Origin of the sequence: Chryseobacterium oryzae (genome assembly GCF_022811665.1) — a bacterium.
Taxonomy (GTDB): domain Bacteria; phylum Bacteroidota; class Bacteroidia; order Flavobacteriales; family Weeksellaceae; genus Chryseobacterium; species Chryseobacterium oryzae.
Window position 1 is genome coordinate 2,773,313 of the sequence record NZ_CP094529.1, and the last position, 18,552, is coordinate 2,791,864.

At 34.8% G+C, this 18,552-nt stretch carries 22 protein-coding genes; 17 read left to right on the top strand and 5 right to left on the bottom strand.

Annotated elements, in window-relative coordinates:
• Nucleotides 1-174 precede the first annotated feature (174 nt).
• The 16 genes from MTP08_RS12595 to MTP08_RS12670 all read left to right on the top strand — a co-directional run bounded on the left by MTP08_RS12595 (nucleotide 175) and on the right by MTP08_RS12670 (nucleotide 12,989).
• Nucleotides 175-579, top strand: a complete 405-nt coding sequence (locus MTP08_RS12595; protein ID WP_209389856.1) for a hypothetical protein — start codon at nucleotides 175-177, stop codon at nucleotides 577-579.
• Between the two features lie 2 nt (nucleotides 580-581).
• The gene (locus tag MTP08_RS12600) at nucleotides 582-1,577 is read left to right on the top strand and encodes a BtrH N-terminal domain-containing protein (protein WP_243576237.1); all 996 of its coding nucleotides are present in this window, start codon (nucleotides 582-584) and stop codon (nucleotides 1,575-1,577) included.
• A gap of 2 nt (nucleotides 1,578-1,579) precedes the next feature.
• Nucleotides 1,580-2,332, top strand: a complete 753-nt coding sequence (locus MTP08_RS12605; protein WP_243576238.1) for an ABC transporter ATP-binding protein — start codon at nucleotides 1,580-1,582, stop codon at nucleotides 2,330-2,332.
• Entirely contained in the window at nucleotides 2,322-3,581 is a 1,260-nt protein-coding gene (locus MTP08_RS12610; protein ID WP_243576239.1) for an ABC transporter permease, read from the top strand. The genes MTP08_RS12605 and MTP08_RS12610 overlap by 11 nt, the downstream gene beginning before the upstream one ends.
• A 188-nt stretch (nucleotides 3,582-3,769) precedes the next feature.
• Nucleotides 3,770-4,150, top strand: coding sequence for a GxxExxY protein (locus MTP08_RS12615; RefSeq protein WP_243576240.1), 381 nt, complete (start codon nucleotides 3,770-3,772; stop codon nucleotides 4,148-4,150).
• 77 nt (nucleotides 4,151-4,227) lie between these two features.
• On the top strand, nucleotides 4,228-4,647 hold the full coding sequence (locus MTP08_RS12620) for an acyl-CoA thioesterase (RefSeq protein ID WP_243576241.1): 420 nt from the start codon (nucleotides 4,228-4,230) through the stop codon (nucleotides 4,645-4,647).
• Nucleotides 4,647-5,780, top strand: a complete 1,134-nt coding sequence (locus tag MTP08_RS12625; RefSeq protein ID WP_243576242.1) for a beta-ketoacyl synthase N-terminal-like domain-containing protein — start codon at nucleotides 4,647-4,649, stop codon at nucleotides 5,778-5,780. The genes MTP08_RS12620 and MTP08_RS12625 overlap by 1 nt, the downstream gene beginning before the upstream one ends.
• Nucleotides 5,781-5,819: 39 nt before the next feature.
• The gene (locus MTP08_RS12630) at nucleotides 5,820-6,059 is read left to right on the top strand and encodes an addiction module protein (RefSeq protein WP_209389864.1); all 240 of its coding nucleotides are present in this window, start codon (nucleotides 5,820-5,822) and stop codon (nucleotides 6,057-6,059) included.
• On the top strand, nucleotides 6,056-6,340 hold the full coding sequence (locus MTP08_RS12635; protein ID WP_243576243.1) for a type II toxin-antitoxin system RelE/ParE family toxin: 285 nt from the start codon (nucleotides 6,056-6,058) through the stop codon (nucleotides 6,338-6,340). The genes MTP08_RS12630 and MTP08_RS12635 overlap by 4 nt, the downstream gene beginning before the upstream one ends.
• 19 nt (nucleotides 6,341-6,359) lie before the next feature.
• Nucleotides 6,360-6,899 carry a 3-oxoacyl-ACP synthase gene (locus MTP08_RS12640; protein WP_243576244.1) on the top strand — a complete coding sequence of 180 codons (540 nt, stop codon included), beginning with the start codon at nucleotides 6,360-6,362 and terminating at the stop codon, nucleotides 6,897-6,899.
• Between the two features lie 110 nt (nucleotides 6,900-7,009).
• Complete coding sequence (locus tag MTP08_RS12645) at nucleotides 7,010-7,267, top strand: phosphopantetheine-binding protein (RefSeq protein ID WP_243576245.1); 258 nt, start codon at nucleotides 7,010-7,012, stop codon at nucleotides 7,265-7,267.
• A gap of 49 nt (nucleotides 7,268-7,316) precedes the next feature.
• The gene (locus tag MTP08_RS12650) at nucleotides 7,317-8,264 is read left to right on the top strand and encodes a 2-hydroxyacid dehydrogenase (protein WP_243576246.1); all 948 of its coding nucleotides are present in this window, start codon (nucleotides 7,317-7,319) and stop codon (nucleotides 8,262-8,264) included.
• A 148-nt stretch (nucleotides 8,265-8,412) separates the two neighbouring features.
• Nucleotides 8,413-9,672 (top strand): serine hydrolase domain-containing protein, encoded by a 1,260-nt coding sequence (locus tag MTP08_RS12655; RefSeq protein WP_243576247.1) that lies wholly within the window; start codon nucleotides 8,413-8,415, stop codon nucleotides 9,670-9,672.
• 25 nt (nucleotides 9,673-9,697) lie between these two features.
• A complete protein-coding gene (locus tag MTP08_RS12660) occupies nucleotides 9,698-11,479 on the top strand; it encodes an Ig-like domain-containing protein (RefSeq protein ID WP_243576248.1) in 1,782 nt (593 codons plus the stop codon).
• Nucleotides 11,479-11,937: a heme-binding domain-containing protein gene (locus MTP08_RS12665; protein WP_243576249.1), complete on the top strand. Its 459-nt coding sequence runs from the start codon at nucleotides 11,479-11,481 to the stop codon at nucleotides 11,935-11,937. Before MTP08_RS12660 ends, MTP08_RS12665 begins: the two co-directional genes overlap by 1 nt.
• A gap of 125 nt (nucleotides 11,938-12,062) precedes the next feature.
• Nucleotides 12,063-12,989, top strand: a complete 927-nt coding sequence (locus MTP08_RS12670; RefSeq protein ID WP_449508588.1) for an IS256 family transposase, variant Zn-binding type — start codon at nucleotides 12,063-12,065, stop codon at nucleotides 12,987-12,989.
• A gap of 230 nt (nucleotides 12,990-13,219) precedes the next feature.
• Here the strand turns inward: MTP08_RS12670 and MTP08_RS12675 are convergent, their stop codons facing one another.
• The 5 genes from MTP08_RS12675 to MTP08_RS12695 form a co-directional block, all read right to left on the bottom strand.
• Nucleotides 13,220-13,738, bottom strand: a complete 519-nt coding sequence (locus MTP08_RS12675; protein WP_243576250.1) for an NUDIX hydrolase — start codon at nucleotides 13,736-13,738, stop codon at nucleotides 13,220-13,222.
• Complete coding sequence (gene xerD, locus MTP08_RS12680) at nucleotides 13,735-14,649, bottom strand: site-specific tyrosine recombinase XerD (protein WP_209389873.1); 915 nt, start codon at nucleotides 14,647-14,649, stop codon at nucleotides 13,735-13,737. Before xerD ends, MTP08_RS12675 begins: the two co-directional genes overlap by 4 nt.
• 20 nt (nucleotides 14,650-14,669) lie before the next feature.
• The gene (locus MTP08_RS12685) at nucleotides 14,670-15,095 is read right to left on the bottom strand and encodes a deoxycytidylate deaminase (protein ID WP_243576251.1); all 426 of its coding nucleotides are present in this window, start codon (nucleotides 15,093-15,095) and stop codon (nucleotides 14,670-14,672) included.
• Nucleotides 15,096-15,123: 28 nt separating this feature from the next.
• Nucleotides 15,124-15,891, bottom strand: a complete 768-nt coding sequence (locus tag MTP08_RS12690; RefSeq protein WP_243576252.1) for an enoyl-CoA hydratase-related protein — start codon at nucleotides 15,889-15,891, stop codon at nucleotides 15,124-15,126.
• Between the two features lie 96 nt (nucleotides 15,892-15,987).
• Nucleotides 15,988-17,475: a catalase gene (locus MTP08_RS12695; protein ID WP_243576253.1), complete on the bottom strand. Its 1,488-nt coding sequence runs from the start codon at nucleotides 17,473-17,475 to the stop codon at nucleotides 15,988-15,990.
• 105 nt (nucleotides 17,476-17,580) lie between these two features.
• Between MTP08_RS12695 and MTP08_RS12700 the strand changes: the two genes are divergently transcribed.
• A complete protein-coding gene (locus tag MTP08_RS12700; RefSeq protein ID WP_243576254.1) occupies nucleotides 17,581-18,531 on the top strand; it encodes a LysR substrate-binding domain-containing protein in 951 nt (316 codons plus the stop codon).
• Nucleotides 18,532-18,552 lie beyond the last annotated feature (21 nt).

The following is an 18,552-nucleotide window of genomic DNA, read 5'->3' on the forward strand; positions in this document are numbered from 1 at the left end:
CCTTCCTGAAATTGATAAAATTAAACACTTTGTTAACATAATAAATGATTTACGATTCACAATAAACGAGCATTCCGGAAAACCCATTTAGAAGATGCTTAGAAAAAACCATGAATTTATGTCCTGCAATTTTACTACTTTAGCCATTTAATTGACCTTATTATCGAAATAGTTGTGAAAAAACAAGACATCCCACAGGACAAGGGCAGTTTAACCTCTGCTAATATGACGGAGGTTCTGTACGTTACAGACGAAAACAATAATTACGGCACCGCCAAAAGCAGTGGTTGGGATATCAAGAATGCGGTTTTGGACGAATCTATGGAGCTCATCTCAGAACGTGTGGATGAAGCCAAACGCAACGTTGCCAATAATATCGTTAGTCCGATTATCTATTTTATGGAACTCAACAAAATGGATTTCCAGGTTCTTGCAGCCTATGTTGATAAATGGCAATGGACCGTTAAAAGACACGCAAAACCATCAGTATTCAAAAAACTTAGCGATTCTACCCTGAAAAAATATGCCGACGCATTCGGAATTTCGGTGGATGAATTAAAAAACTTCGACGGTAAATAACAATGAAAATCAACTTTGAACACCATCAGACCGCTCACTGCGAAAACGGTGTTGCCTCCAACCTGTTACTCAACAAAGGCTTAAAACTCAGCGAACCAATGATTTTCGGAATCGGTTCCGGATTATTTTTTGTGTATTTACCTTTTTTAAAAGTAAATTTTGCACCTGGATTCAGTTATCGGCCAATGCCCGGCTCAATTTTCAGCAAAGCGGCAAAAAGACTGGGAATTAAAATCAAAAGACAAAAATTTTCCAATCCAAAAGAGGCACAAGCTGCCTTAGAAAAAAATTTAGAACAAAATATTCCGACCGGACTTCAGGTTGGGGTTTTCAACCTCACTTATTTCCCGGAAGAATATAAATTCCATTTCAATGCACATAATTTGGTGGTTTATGGCAAAGAAAACGGAAGATTTCTCATTAGCGACCCGGTTATGGATTTCGCAACATCTCTATCCGAAGCGGAGTTAGAAAAAGTACGTTACGCCAAAGGTGCACTTCCGCCAAAAGGCCACATGTATTTCCCAACCTATATTCCCGAAACCGTAAATCTTGAAGAAGCCATCAAAAAAGGAATTAAAGATACCTGCAAAAACATGTTGGCTCCCGTTCCTTTGATTGGCGTAAAAGCAATGCGTTGGGTGGCGAAAAGCATCCCCAAATGGGCAGAGAAAAAAGGAACGAAAGTGACCAATCATTATCTCGGGCAACTCATCAGAATGCAGGAAGAAATCGGAACCGGTGGCGGCGGATTTCGGTTTATTTATGGTGCGTTTTTACAGGAAGCCGCTGTGATTCTTAAAAATGACGAGCTAAAAGAATTATCCAAAGAAATTACGGCCATTGGAGACCTTTGGAGAGATTTTGCCGTGGATATTGCAAGAGTTTACAAAAACAGAAATTCGAAAAGTGATATTTACAATCAGCTTTCAAAATCGATGTTACATATCGCTGATTTGGAGGAAGCTTTTTATAAGAAACTGAGAAAAGCTATTTAGTTTTGGAACATACCATCGAAATAAAAAATCTTTACAAGAAATATAAAAATGCAGAAGACTTTTCTGTAAATGATATTTCTTTGAACATCAATAAAGACGAAATTTACGGCATTCTCGGCCCCAACGGAGCGGGAAAAACCACTTTGATTTCTATGCTTTCCGGCTTAATCAAACCGACCTCGGGAAGTTTTACCATCAACGGACTTTCGCCTCAGAAAAACAGCACGAAACTCAAACAGATTATTGGCGTTGTCCCCCAGGAATATGCACTTTATCCGACTTTAACTGCCAAAGAAAACCTGATGTTTTTCGGAAGTCTGTATGGTTTAAGCCACAAAAAGCTGAGAAATACCATTGATGAAGCATTGGAATTGATGGGTTTAACGAAATTTGCAGATAAAAAAGTAGAACAGTTTTCCGGAGGAATGAAACGCCGTTGCAACTTGATTGCGGGAACGCTTCACAACCCGAAAGTATTGTTTCTGGACGAACCGACTGTCGGAGTGGATGTTCAGTCTAAAAAAGCGATTATTGATTATCTTTTAGATTTGAATAAAAAAGGAACGTGCATTATTTACACTTCGCATCACCTTTCTGAAGCGGAAGAATTCTGTACAAAAATTGCCATTATCGACCACGGAAAAATCCACGCTACAGGAACGCCTCAAGAACTGGTGCAAAGAGTTACCAACGCAGAAAACCTGGAAGACGTTTTCATATCATTAACCGGAAAAGAACTGAGAGATGTTGTATAAACTGTGGAGAAGTTTTTTTAAGGAAATCCTTTTACTGAAGCGGGATATCGGAGGAATTGTCATTATATTCCTAATGCCTTTGCTGCTTATTATTACCATAACGTTGATTCAGGATTCTACGTTTAAAAATCTGGAAGGTTCAAAAATCCCGATTATTTTTATTGATAATGACCATTCTGAAATTTCAAAAAGAATAGAATCTGAACTAAAAGCCAGCAAAAGTTTTCAGCTTTTAAATAATTACAACGAAAATTCGGCTAAAGCTGCCGTATTTTCGGGTGAATATCAGATGGCAATTGTAATTCCACAGAATTTAACGAAAGATATCAATTCAAATATTGATTCCAAAGTTCAGACGATTGTGAGTTCTTTTGGTCTGGAAACCGATTCAGCTTCCGCAAAAGTTGTAGCCACAAAAGCGAAAGATATTCACCTGTATTTTGACCCTGCAACCAATGTAGGATTCAAGAATTCTGTGATGAATGCCATCAACAAAATGGTCTTCGAAATCGAGAACAAAAAAATCTACAAAGCATTCCAGGACCAGTTGGGAACCACGGAAAATTTGGATAACAAAAGCCTGATTACTTTCAAAGAAATCGTTCCAAAATCTGCTTTGGAAGCCAAACCCAACTCGGTACAGCATAACGTTCCGGCTTGGGCGCTGTTTGCCATTTTCTTTATTGTTGTGCCTTTGTCTATCAATTTGGTCAAAGAAAAAAGTCAGGGAACGAGCGTGAGAGTTCGCGTGAGCCCGACTCCCTATTACATTCATATTTTAGGAAAAACATTTACATATTTAATTATTTGTGTTATTCAGTTTTTGCTGATGGTTGCAGTGGGAATCTGGCTTTTCCCTTTAATGGATTTACCACAGTTCGATGTGACCGGAAAAATGTTTGACCTCATCATCGTCACTTTATTTGCAGGTTTGGCAGCCATAGGATTTGGCGTTTTACTGGGAACAGTGGCGAAAACTCAGGAACAATCTGCACCATTTGGAGCAACATCAGTGGTAGTATTGGCTGCCATTGGTGGCATCTGGGTTCCGGTTTTTCTGATGCCTGATTTTATGCAGAAAATCGCGGCATTTTCTCCAATGAACTGGGGTCTGAATGCCTATTACGACATCATTTTAAGAAACAGCGACATTGGTGATATTGCGAAAGAATTGATTTTCTTATTTTTATTTTATGTAGCGATGGTTGGTATTGCTTTATTTTATGAGAGGAGGCAGAATGCGGTTTAGTTTAATCACTAAGAACACAAACATTATTTTGTGAACCTTGTGGTTTATTAACCACGAGGAACACAAGGTTTTGCACAAAGAACACTATGATAAACTTATCGCTTGATTAATAAATGTATTTTATCTTAATTGCGTCCCTTGTGAAACCTTTGTGAACCTTATCAAAAAAATTATAAAACACAAATAATATGAATGAAAATGATATTTCAAAGATTATCTTTGATGCAGGATTAAGAGTTCATCGCCAACTTGGAGCAGGACTTTTAGAAAGTGCATATGAAGAATGTTTGTTCTATGAGTTAAATAAATCCGGATTATTGATAGAGAAACAGAAACCAATGCCATTAATTTATGATGACATAAAACTTGACATTGGCTATAGGATTGACTTATTAGTTGAAAGAAAAGTTGTTGTTGAAATAAAATCGGTAGAATCATTGAATGATATTCATATCGCTCAAGTTTTAACTTATTTAAAATTAAGCAATTGCAAATTGGGTTTACTGATTAATTTTAACTCAGTTTTATTTAAAAATGGTGTTAAAAGATTAATCAACGGAACGATATAATATTCAGAATAATCATTGTGAACCTTGTGAAAACCTTTGTGCCCTTTGTGCCCTTTGTGGTAAAAAAAGAAAACAGAATGCAGTCTAAAGATTTAACTTGTACAGAAGAAGTACGTGTACGCTTCAATGAAACAGACCCGCTAGGAATTGTGTGGCATGGGCATTACATCGTGTATTTTGAGGACGGAAGAGAAGCTTTCGGAAGACAGCACGGATTGACTTATCTTGATATTCAAAAAGCGGGATATGTAACGCCGATTGTAAAAACAACTACGGAGCATTTTCTGCCTTTGAAATATGGAGAAACATTCAAGATTGTAACGACCTTTGTTAATTCAAATTCAGCGAAACTGATTTACCAATACGAGCTTTTCAACGAAGACAATCAATTGGTCTGTTCTGGGGAAACGATTCAGGTTTTTCTGGATTCAGACAATAATTTATGTTTATATAATCCTGAATTTTTTCAGGCCTGGAAAGATAAAATGGGATTATAATGACCACAGAAATTTATATTACAGATTACAACTGCGTCACGCCTTTGGGTTTTGACGTTCCTTCTAATTGGAAAGCTCTCTTGGACGGGAAATCCGGCGTAGCTTTACATCAAATCATCAAAAATCAGGAGCCGTTTTACGCTTCAAAGATTGATTCTGAAAAATTGAAAGAAGAGTTTGAGAAAAACTTTGATAATCAGAATTTCACGAGATTAGAGAAAATGTTGCTGTTGAGCTTAAAACCTTTGGTAGAAAGACATAACATCACAGAAGAAACCGCATTTATTTTATCAACCACGAAAGGAAATATCTGCCTATTAAAAAATCAAGAAACTTTGCCGGAAGACGTTTTTCTTTCAAAAATGGCTCAGAAAATGGCTGATTTTTTCGGTTTTAAAACCAAACCAATTGTGGTTTCCAATGCCTGTGTTTCGGGAGTAATGGCGATTGCTGTGGCGAAAAATATGATTCAGTCGGGAAGATATAAAAATGCTTTTGTAGCAGCGGGAGATGAGATTTCTGAATTTGTGATTTCAGGATTCAATTCTTTTCAGGCAATCGGAACAGAAATCTGCAAACCATACGACAAAAACCGAAACGGAATCAACATTGGTGAAGCGGCGGCTGCGGTTTATATCACTTCAGAATTAAATAAAACCGAAAAACTTAGTTTTAAAATTTCAGGAGATTCAGCCATTAATGACGCCAATCATATTTCGGGACCTTCAAGAACTGGTGACGGATTGTTTGCAAGTATTCAAAATGCAATGAAAGAAGCGAGAGTTTCCGCCGAGCAAATCGATTTTATTTCTGCACACGGAACAGCGACTATTTACAACGACGAGATGGAAGCCATCGCTTTCAACAGAATGGATTTGCAAAACATCCCTTTGAACAGTATGAAAGCGTATTATGGTCATTGTCTGGGAGCTTCAGGATTATTGGAAAGTATTATTTCAATGGAAAGTGCTTTGAATAATACTTTAATCCCATCCAAAAATTTTGAGGAAACGGGAACGTCCCAACCACTAAATATTATTAAAGAAAACCAAACGGCAGAAATCAAATATATTTTGAAAACAGCTTCTGGTTTTGGAGGATGTAATGCGGCAATTGTTTTGGAGAAATCATAAAATAATTTTGTAATTTTATAATCACAAAAGTTTTGCCCAATGGAATCTACTGTAGACATCAGAAAAAGAATTCACGAATTCATCGACATTGCAGATGACAGAATTTTGCGCATCATCAACGGAATCATCGATGTGGAGGAACAGGAAGATAACTATCCTGCTGTTCCGGATTGGTTTTATGAAGAGTTAGATAAAAGAAAAGAGAAACATCTGAATGGGCAAAGCAAATCTTATACTTGGGAGGAAGTAAAAGAGAATGTAAAATCTGCTCTGAAATGATTTATGAATTAATCGTACAGGAAGAAGCAAATCTCGAAATTCTGGAGGCATATCTTTATTATGAAAATGCACAAAAAGGTTTGGGAGAAAAATTTATGAAGCAGCTGGATAAATACTTCAAGAGAATTAAAACCCACCCAAAAGATTTCCAAATTAAGAAAAAATACAGAGAAGCTTTCCTGCAAAAATTTCCCTATCTTATCATTTTTGATATTATTGATGATAAAATCATTGTTCTATCTGTTTTCAACACCCATCAAAATCCACAAAAGAAGCCCTAAACTTTTTTCGAAACCATCCATGAAGAAAACAGACATTTGCCTTATAGAAAACTCAAAAATCATTCTCAACAACGAGATTATTTTTGAATCTGAGACCCAGAATTTCTCAGATTTTGCGAAAGAAGCTTATAAAAGTTTAGCATTAAATTATCCAAAATTCCACAAAATGGATAATCTCAGCAAACTCGCATTTCTCGCCTCTGAAATGGTTTTAAAAAACGAAGACCACAGCAGAACAGCATTGGTTTTTGCCAACAAATCATCAAGTTTGGATACCGATTTTAAATATCAGGAAAGCATCAATTCTGAGGAAAATTACTTCCCCAGTCCAGCTGTTTTCGTCTATACTTTACCCAACATTTGCGTGGGAGAAATCAGCATCCGTCACAAAATGCAGACAGAAAATGCGTTTTTCGTATTGGATGATTTTGATGAAGAATTTTTAAACAATTACTCAGAACAGATTCTAAAATCCGGAAAAGCTGAAAAAGTGCTTTGCGGCTGGATAGAACTGTATAAGGAAAGTTACAAAGCTTTTGTATATTTGCTAACTGTGTAAAAATATAACAATGTAAAAATGTACCGGTTTACCAATTTTTAAATAATGCTAATAACTCATTGTTATATTGTTAAACTTATACATTGGTACATTATAAATGAAATTTATTTATGGAAAACTTAAAAGAAGAATTAAAACACAAAATCATCGAAGTCCTTAACCTTGAAGACGTTGCAGTAGATGAAATCAAAGATACAGACCCATTATTCGGAGGTGGACTTGGGTTGGATTCTATTGACGCTCTTGAGCTGATTGTCCTTTTGGATAAAGAATACGGCATAAAATTAGCCGACCCGAAAAAAGGAAAAGAAATCTTCTCATCAATAGATTCTATGGCAAAATACATAGAAGAAAACAGAACGAAATAGTTCATTTATTTTTTTAACTTTTTATAAAAGTCTTTTTTGAGATCAGAATATGCGCATTTTACTATTAGATAAAAATCACCCACTTATTACCGAACAGCTTTCGGCTAAAAATTTCTCTCTCGAAGAAGACTTTTATTCCAGTTACGAAGAAGTTCTGAAGAAAATTGAGCATTACGATGGCATTATCATCCGAAGCAGAATTCCTTTAGACCAAAATTTTTTAGAAAATGCAAAAAATCTAAAATTTATTGCAAGAGTAGGTGCAGGAATGGAAAATATCGACATTCCGACAGCCCAAAAACTCGGCATTCAACTCATCAATTCACCAGAAGGAAATCGAGATTCTGTTGCCGAACATGTTTTGGGAATGTTATTACTCATCATGAACCGTTTAATTATTGCTTCTAATGAAGTAAAAAACGGAATTTGGCTTCGCGAAGAAAATCGTGGTGATGAACTTTTAGGAAAAACAGTGGGTTTAATTGGTTATGGAAACATGGGAAAAGCCACAGCAAAAAGACTTTCCGGTTTTGGCTGCAATGTGATTTTTCATGATATTTTGCCTGATCTTTCGGATGAATTCGCTCAACAGGTCAGTTTAGAAGAGTTAAAAGAAAAAGCGGAAGTTCTCAGTCTTCATATTCCTCTCACTAAAGAAACTCAATATCTTATCAATCATCATTTTATTAACGATATGAAAAATGATTTTTATTTCGTTAATACCGCAAGAGGAAAAAATGTTGAAACTAAAAGTTTGGTTGAAGCCCTCAAAACAGGAAAAGTAAAAGGTGCCTGTCTTGATGTTTTAGAATACGAAAAATCTTCATTTGAAAATCTTGATACTTCTTCAGAAAAAAATAAAGAAAACGCAGATTTACAATACCTTTTGCACTCCGAAAAAGCAATTGTAACTCCACATATTGCAGGATGGACTCATCAAAGTAAAGAAAAATTGGCACAATATATTGTAGATAAAATCTGCAATTCTTTTTCTTAAATTTCTATAAGTGGATATTAAAAACATTCAACCTTATCTGTTCGGCAGTTAAGCGGAAATCTATTATGTTAAATTAATCTTAATTTACCGCCATTTTAAATCTTTTGTTTTGAGTTTTATTAAATTGCCAATCATTTTTTTGAAATTCATGAAGAAGTTTACTACTCTATTACTCTCAGGTATTTTTATTTTATTTATTTCTTGTAAAAAAAACAAAACAGAATCGGCTTCTGAAGAGCCTAAAACCAATCTTCCAAACTACGGAAATGTAGATTTGAACAAGGTTTTTGAAAATGAAAATATTCATATTTCCAATAAAAATTATTTAACAGGATATATAGATCAGTATTATAAAAAAATTTGGGAGCAAGGCAATCTGAGCGGCGGTATTTTGGTAGCCCAAGGAAACGAAATTCTTTATGAAAACTACAGAGGTTTTGCCAGAGAAAACGAGCAAAACCCTATTGATAAAAATACACCACTTCATGTAGCATCGGTTTCTAAAACGCTTACTGCAATGGCAACAATGAAACTTGTAGAAGCAGGAAAAATTAAACTTTCCGATCATATTACCCAGTTTTTTCCACAGTTTCCTTATCCTAATGTAACCGTACAAACTCTTCTCGACCAAAGAAGTGGTCTTCCGAAATACGAGTATTTTATTACTAAAATTCAGCCCGCTCCTGCTGAACTATCAAAAAGTTTTTTAACGAATCAGGATATCCTGAATATGATTATCAAATACAAACCCGATTTGGCAAGAGAAACAGATACCGGGTTTATGTACTGCAATACCAATTATGCTCTTTTAGCTTTAATTATTGAAAAAATTACATCGAAACCTTTCCCACAAGCAATGAAAGAAATGGTTTTCACTCCGCTTAAAATGAAAAACACGTATATTTTTCAGGAAAAAGACATTCCTACAGCGTCTCAGTCATTTTATTTTGGCGGAAATAAAATGTATCCTTTAGATCGTCTTGATTTAATTTACGGTGATAAAAATGTGTACACAACACCAAGAGATTTATTCAATTTTTCTAAAGCTATGTTTTCTAAGGATTTTCTGAAACCCGAACTCATGAATATGGTATTTACGCCTTACAGCAATGAGAAAGCCGGGCAAAATAATTACGGGCTTGGATTCAGAATGAAAATCTACGACAATGGCGAGAAACTCACCTATCATAACGGTTGGTGGCACGGAACCAACTCTGTTTTTGCCCATCTTCTGAAATCCAAAGTTACTATTGTAGCTATCGGCAACAAATATTCAGGAAAAGTTTATTCAGCATTGGCGCTCTCGGCTCTGTTTGAAGACTTTCCGGTTCAGAAAGATAAGCTTCACAGCATTATAAAAGATAATCAGGATACTTTAAAAACCGGAAATGAAGTTTTTGGAGAATAATGTTTATTTTTGCTCAAATATTTTCATGAAAAGATTTCTTCTTTTATTGCTGATTGGGCTGCTTCTACAGTCTTGTGCCAGAGTAGGTTCGCCAATTGGAGGTTCTAAAGATACACTGGCTCCTCAGGTTATTGGTTCGAATATAGATACTACGAGAGTAAATGTAAGAAGAGACATTAGAGAACTCAGAATCGATTTTAATGAGTATATCACACTGAAAGACATCAATAAAAATCTGAATATTTCTCCTACGATAGCCAATATCAAAAGAATACTTCCATCTAATATTGCCAATAAATTTTTGGTAATCCAGTGGACAGATACTCTAAAGGCGAATACCACATATAATTTCAACTTCGGAAATGCTATTGTAGATAATAGCGAAGGAAACCCGCTCAGATATTATAATTTCGCTTTTTCAACAGGTGAAAAATTAGATGATCTTTACATTAGCGGTGAAGTAAAAGATGCAATGGCAATTAAAAAACAGACCAATTCTCAAAACAAAATGGTTGTTGGTCTTTATCCGCTAAAAGATACGATAGATTATAAGAAAAAGCCGTATTACATTACAAAAGTAGATGATGACGGATATTATGAGCTGAATTATCTTGCACCCGGCAAATACAAAATCATTGCATTTGATGATGAAAATGAAAACTCAATCTTCAATCCAGGAAAGGAAAAAATTGCTTTCAGAAAAGATACTATTACGGTTGAAAAATCTATCTCAGGATTAAATCTTAAACTTTATCCTTCTAAAAAGCCTTTTAAAAAGCCCGAACTGAAAGAAATGCCCGGCGGAATACAAATGTTGTTTGAAGGAAATCCCGAAAATGTAAAAGTTTCTTCCCTAAACGAAAAACTGAAAGATATAAAAGTAACTCAGAATGCTAAGTCTGATACGGTAAAAATCTGGTTCGATGCTGTGAAAGCTGATGTTGGACAAGCAGCAAATGAAAAACTGCAGTTTGCTTACGAAATATCATCAAAAAAAGATACGGCTACCATTTTTTATCGATATAATAAAAAGAACGCAATGTCTTTAGACAGTGGTGGTGGAATTTTGGCTCCGAAATCAGATTTTACACTAAATTCTAACTACATCATCGACAAAATTAACACCGATAAATGGACTTTAAAAATTGACAGCTTAACAGTTCAGCCATTTACGGCAAAAATATCAGAAACCAATCCTTATCAGTTACTTATTCATTCGGATTTTGTTCAAGGAAAAAAATATCAGCTTACCGTTCCAAAAACAACAGTATCTTCTTTTTATGATAAAAATTCTGAGTCTAAACGATTCGATTTTGAAGCAGATAAAGTAGAAAACTATGGTGAACTTACATTTATTCTAACCAATCCGCCGAAAACGAAATATTGGATACAGCTGTTAGATTCATCCGAGAAACCTGTTTATCAGAAATATACCAGCGGCAACACTGTTGTTTTCGACATTGTAAAACCCGCAGAATATATCGCCAGAATTCTTGTAGACAATAACGAAAACAAGTTCTGGGACGAAGCAGATTTTGAACACGGAATCTTTGCCGAAGATTCTTATGTTTACTATAAAACGGTAATAGTACGACCGCTTTGGCAATCTAAAGAAGAATGGGATTTGAAAGACACCAGAGTTTTAGATGCCAGCAAACTGATCAACAGCAGCAATACCAGCAAACCAAATCAGGATAAAAACAATAAAAATCTGCAAAACAATACGCTACAGAATAATAACAGTTCTTTCCAAAATATGGGTACGGGAAATACAAACAGAGGACGGGATTTTCAAATAAACAGATAATGAAAAAATTTGCTAAAATAATTTTCTGGATTGCTATAGGTATAATTGTAATTCAGTTTATCCCTGTAAACAGAGACAATCTCCCGGTAAAAAAGAGTGAAAATTTTATTGATGTGCAGAAAACTCCGGAAAAGGTTTCTGCAATTCTTAAAAATGCTTGTTACGATTGTCATTCTAATGAAACAAAATACCCTTCTTATGCTTATATAGCTCCATTTTCCTGGTCTTTAAAAAGCCATGTAAACGAAGGAAGAGAGCACCTTAACTTTTCTGTATGGAATGCTTATAATAAGGATTTAAAAAAAGGAATGCTTGAGAAATCTATTCAAACAGTGGAAAATAAGGTCATGCCAATGCCTGCTTACATTATTTATCATAAAGAAGCCAATCTATCGGATGCTGAAAGAACGTTACTGAATAATTATTTTAAAGATTTATTAGTCAAAAATAGTTGGTAAAATTGTTTGTAACAATGATTATTACTGACGTTATAGAAAGTTTATTGAACTTTGTTTCAATAAACTTTTTTTATGGCTGAAAATTCAAAAAAAATCGTTGTTGGAGTTGTAAAAGTCTGGATGTAATTTCATGGGGGAAGCAAAATGGTAAGCGTCGTTTTAAATGTAAAAACTGTGGTCTTTATTTTACTTTAGGGAATAAATCGGTTAGCCTAAAAAACAAAGAAATTTGGTTTAAAAAATGGATAGTCGGGAAACAGACTTATGAGCAGATTTCAGCAGAATCGGGATATTCCGTAAGTACACTTCAGCGGTATTTTAACGTGATGCTTGGTAAAGCTCCAAAACTCAGTTACAGCCAGAACAAAGAAGTTTATTTACTCATCGACGGTACTTATTTTTCCAATGAGATATGCCTGATAGTTTACAGAGACAATGTTTTTAAGCAAACCCAACTTTACAGAATTACTGACGGAGAGCATTATGAAGAACTCAAAGAGGATTTGGAAAATATTCTGAATTTGGGAATAAAAATCGGTGGGATAACCTGCGATGGTGATAAATCTCTACTGAAAGCCATCCGGAAAGTTTGTCCTAAAGTTCCTGTTCAGAGATGTTTGGTTCATATTCAGAGGATGTGCAAAATATGGCTTTCCGCCTATCCAAAATCTGTAGCTGGTTTTGAGCTGCGTGAAATTGTCTGTAAAATTCATTTTATTGATAATGAAGTTAAAAAGCAGTATTGGATTAAAGAATTTTTGGATTGGTCTGAAAAGCATAAAGAATTTTTGAATGAAAAATCATACAGCCAGGAAACCGGAAGATACTGGTACACGCATAAAATGATGAGAAGATGTTTTTCGGTTATCAGAAAGGCTTTGCCAAATATGTTTTCGTTCCTGCAAAATCCTAAAATCCCGAAAACAACCAACGCCATAGAGTCTTTTTTCGGTCATCTGAAAGGTAATCTCAATATTCATCGGGGACTTACAAAAAGTCGGAGAAAAAGGTTTATCCAGTGGTATCTTTTTTATAAAAATCTAAAGTCGTAAAGGTTTTTTCAGCCATAGAGCTGTTCCAATAATTTGTAAAAAAAGGATGGCTTTTGCCATCCTTTAAACTATTGTTTACAGCATTGATTGTATTGCTGGTAAGTTGCTCCTCAGCATTGCTCACTTCCTCTTCCAATCAACCGCAAAATATTACGAATTATTTTTGACAAAAACACCAACTATTTTTGACCACATTACCATTTTAAAAGCCTTTTAAAAGAAGGAAATTATTAGGAAAAATTCTTTAAGTAATCTTGAAAAAAGTTTTTTTGAGAATCGAAAGCAATTTCATCCAGCTTAAGATCTTTTAAAGGAATCCAAACTACTTCTGAAATTTCAGAAAGCTCTAAATTAACCTCAAATTTACTGGAAACTTCATATTCGTAGAAAAGATCTATGGTATTATAATCAATTTCTTTATACTGATAAACATTGGGAAGACTGGTAAGATATTTTAGGTTGTGAGTATCAATCTGCAGTTTAAGCTCTTCAAAAAGTTCTCTTTTACAAGTATTTTCTGCACTTTCCTTAGGATCTACAAAACCTCCTGCTAAATCCAGCTTTCCTTTTTTTGGCTCTTGATTTCTTCGTGTAAGATAAATTTCATCTTTATATCGAATGACAACAGCAACTGCTCCTGCAACATTATTATATAGTGTGAAGCTACATTCTGGGCAGCTCCACTTTTTTTCCTGATCCCACAATAGGGTTTCATTTCCACAGTTTGGGCAATATTTTAAAACTTTCATTCTACAAAGTTATTATTTCGCGGATGAAAATTCAATATCACATCACGAAGTTCTTCGGTTTTTAAATGAGTATAAATTCCGGTAGTTGTAATACTAGAATGCCCCAACATTTCCTGAATAAAACGTAAATCTGCTCCATTTTGAAGTAAATGTGTAGCAAAAGAATGCCTGAAAGTGTGGGGTGATATTTTTTTGCTGATGCCTGCTTTATCGGTAATTTCTTTAATGATAATAAATACAATTACTCTGGACATAGAAGTCCCTCTGCTGTTGAGGAAAAGCGTATCTTCGTGTTTTTTATTGACTTTTACTTTTGATCTTACTTCATTAATATATTCCTTCAAAAGTTTAGCCGTGTACTGAGCAAGGGGAACAAACCTAGATTTATTACCTTTCCCGTTAATTTTTATATAACTTTCTTTGAAATTAATATTGGATATTTTTATATCTATAAGCTCGGAAACGCGTAAACCACATCCGTAAAGCACTTCAATAATACAATGATTACGCTTACCCAAATCTGTATTTTTGTCTACTGCAACAATTATCTTTTCGATATCAGCAAGGGTTAGAGTGTCGGGTAAGTAAAGCCCCAATTTAGGACCTTCGAGTAATGCTGAAGGATTATCTTCTCTTACTTCTTCCTCCAAAAGAAATTTAAAAAATGCTTTAATAGAAGAAATCCATCTTGCCTGAGACCTTTCGCTAAATTTTTGTTTTGAAAGTTGGAAAATATACTCCTGAATATTATCGTAAGTAATGGTTTGCGGAGAAACACCTTCAAGATCATTTAAAGCATAATCTCTGAGTTTTCTGATATCCCGAATATAAGCGTCTAGCGTATTTTCGGAAAAATCTCTCTCGAATCTCAAAAAAATTTCGAAATCTTTTATTTTTTCATCCCAAGTCATTGTGTTTTTGTTTTTAAAATTTATAATTCTTTTTCAGATACCTGTATTATTTCGATTTGATGGTTTTTTAAAAAATCTATGCCTTCATTATCCGAATAAGCATTAATGTAAACTACTTTCGATATTCCCGACTGTAGAATCAGTTTGCTACATTCTTTACACGGAGACAATGTTAAATACAGAGTAGCTCCCACTGCCGACTGTGTAGAACCGGCAAGTTTCAGTATCGCATTTGCTTCAGCATGAAGCACATACCAATGGGTTTTCCCATTTTCATCTTCGCAGCAGTTTTCGGATCCCGATGGTGTTCCGTTATACCCATCAGAAATAATCATCCTATCCTTTACGATTAATGCACCTACCTGTTTTCTTTTACAGTAGGAAAGTTTTGCCCATTCCTGAGCCATTTTTAGATAAGCTTTATCAAACTTACTATACATCAGCATTTATTTTTTCGAAATAATTTATAATTTACTAAAAATTAGGCTTTCTTTTCTCCAGGAAAGCAGAAACGCCCTCTTTTTTGTCGTCCATATCAAAAAGCTCCCCGAAAGAAACAATTTCTGTTTCGAAGCCTCTTTCTGTATCAGACAAATTGGTTGCTTTAATGGCTTTAGAAACTGCCATAGGCGAATTTCTTGCTATCGTTGAAGCCAATTCTTTGGTTTTTGCAAGAAGTTCTTCAATAGGAAAAACCTCATTTACCAAACCTATTTCTTTTGCTTTTTGTGCAGAAATCATTTTTGCAGAAAAAATCATTTCATTGGCAATACCTTTTCCAACAAGTTTAGGCAATCTTTGTGTTCCACCATATCCAGGAATAAGTCCTAAAGTAACTTCTGGCAAACCTAATTTAGCATTATCTGAAGCATATCTTATATGACAGGACATTGCCAGTTCCAGACCACCGCCTAGAGCAAATCCGTTTACGGCAGCAATAACGGGCTTATTCAGATTCTCAATTTTATTAAAAAGGTTATTCTGACCGGTTCTTGCCAATTCTTCTGCTTTTTCCTGATTAAAATCGCTAAATTCTTTAATATCTGCTCCGGCAACAAAAGATTTTTCTCCACTACCTGTTATAATAATGACTCTCGTTTCAGCATCATTCTGTAACTCATCAAGAGCTGAGCTTATTTCACTTATAGTTAAAGCATTAAGCGCATTAAGACTGTGAGGTCTATTGATGGTAATTACAGCTGTTTTTTCTTCGTTGCTGATAAGAATATTTTCGTATGCCATAATTTTTTTAATCTGTTATATCCTGCAAATTAAAAAAAAATAATAAAAAAAAGGAAAAAATATTTTTTCCTTTTTTTATCTGCATTAATAATGTATTTATTTTGAATGATTCATCATATTTGAATCTATGTTGACACTTAATCCTGAAGCCACTTTCATTCCCAGTTCAATATTGGCTCTAAAGAAGTGACACAGTTGTCGGTTGATGATTTCATCTTTCTTAGGACCATCTATCCCACTCATACTTCCAATAATATTATGAATTAGATTTTCTCTGTCTTCTTGGTTCATTGCCTTTGTGTAAAGCAATCCGGGTTGAGTATAATGATCATCATCATTTTCATTTCTGTTGAAATTAGCAACCTGATTACTATCTAATTCATACTCAAAATTTTTGTAAGCCGGATCCGGTTTAACCTCATCAAAACTGTTTGGATGATAATTCGGTTTATCCTGATAATGACTGGAATCTGCCATAAAACCATCTCTTTGATAATTATTTACCTGAAACGGACATCTATTTACTTCTAATTGATGAGCGTTGACTCCCACTCTGTAACGGTGAGCATCTGGATAAGAAAATAATCTTCCCTGAAGCATTTTATCCGGCGAAAAACTAATCCCGTTGATTAAATTACTTGGAGAGAAAGTAGACTGCTCTACATGTGCAAAATAGTTAACAGGAACTTCGTTCAGTTCCATTTCTCCTACCTCAATTAAAGGAAAATCGCTCTGAAACCACACTTTGGTAATATCAAAAGGATTCCATCTGAATTCTTTAGCCTGCTCCTCGGTCATTACCTGTATATACATTGTCCATTTTGGAAAATCTCCATTTTCTATTGCATTACACATATCTTCCTGTGCAAAATCTGGATTTTCTCCTGCCATTTTCAATGCTTCAGAATCTGTGAAATTTTTAATTCCCTGCTTGGTTTTAAAATGAAACTTCACCCAAACTCTTTCATTCTTATCATTTATCATGGAGAAAGTATGAGATCCGAAACCATGCATGTGTCTGTACCCATGAGGCGTTCCTCTATCAGACATTAAAATAAGAACCTGATGGAGAGATTCAGGATTCAGGCTCCAGAAATCCCACATCATAGTAGCACTTTTAAGATTGGTTTTCGGAACCCGCTTCTGAGTATGTATAAAGTCTGGAAATTTCTTAGCATCTTTAATAAAGAAAACTGGTGTATTATTACCCACGAGATCCCAGTTTCCGTCTTCTGTGTAGAATTTTAAAGCAAAACCTCTAGGATCTCTAGCTGTATCTGCACTTCCTTTTTCTCCACCCACAGTAGAGAAACGTGCAAACATACGGCACGAATTGCCAACTTTAGAAAAAAGCTTCGCCTTGGTATATTGTGAAATATCGTGCGTAACAGTAAAAGTACCATACGCTCCGGTTCCTTTAGCGTGAACTATTCTTTCAGGAATTCTCTCTCTCACAAAGTGAGCCAGATTTTCCTGCAAAATAAAATCCTGCAGCAAAACAGGTCCTCTTGCTCCAACGGTTTGTGAATCCTGATGCTCATAATATGGAGCACCACTACTGCTCGTAAGTTTTTTATTATCCATAAGTATAATAGGGTTTTGTTTCTATAATTATTGTTCAAATTTAGATGAATTTTTGATTGATTTTACCAAAAACATTATATCTTTGTAATAGATAATATTAATCAAATGAACATTCAGCAATTGGAATATCTTATCGCTGTAGATAAGTACAAACATTTCGGAAAAGCAGCTCAGGCTTGCTTCATCACTCAGCCCACCTTGAGCGCAATGATACAAAAGTTTGAAGATGAACTGGATGTTAAAGTTTTCGACAGAACCACCCACCCTATCAGAACGACGGATGTTGGAGTGCAAATAATAGACCAGGCTAAGGTTATTATAGAATCTGTAAACGAACTGAAAAATAAAGCCAATCTTCTAAATAATATTTTAGGAGGAACCATAAATTTGGGTATTATTCCTACAGTTTCTTCCTTTATTCTACCAACAGAAATTTTCCATTTTCTTCAGAATAATCCCAAAATTCAGATGAATGTAAAGGAAATGACGACAGACAACATCATAAAAGCACTTAAAAGCGGTGAATTAGATGCAGGAATTATTTCTACGCCTTATGATAATGCCAATGAGTTTTATCAGGATTTTCTTTTCAACGAAGAACTGATGATTTACAGCTCGGATACCGAAGCGAACAAAAAAAACACTTTTATTGTTCCGGATGAGCTCAATATGGAAAAAGTATGGCTTTTAGAGGAAGGAAACTGCTTACGAAATCAGTTTGAAAACATCTGTCATTTAAAAGAAAATACTCTAAAACCAAAAAACCTTGATTTCTTAGCATCGAATATTCAGACTTTGGTACACATGGTTGATAAAGTGGGAGGAATAAGCATTTTACCGGAACTGGCTCTTAACCAACTTTCAGAAGAGCAGAAAACGAAGGTTTTCAGATTCAAGAAACCTTTTCCTTATAGAGAAATAAGTATTATCTATTACAAACCTACTTTTAAGCAAAAAATCATTGATGAATTGGGAGCTTTCATTAAATCTTCTGTAGATTCCAAATTGAATTTCAACAAAAATCCGAAAGAATTTGTAAGCATCAAACCACAGTAGCTGAAATGATTTTCATCATCA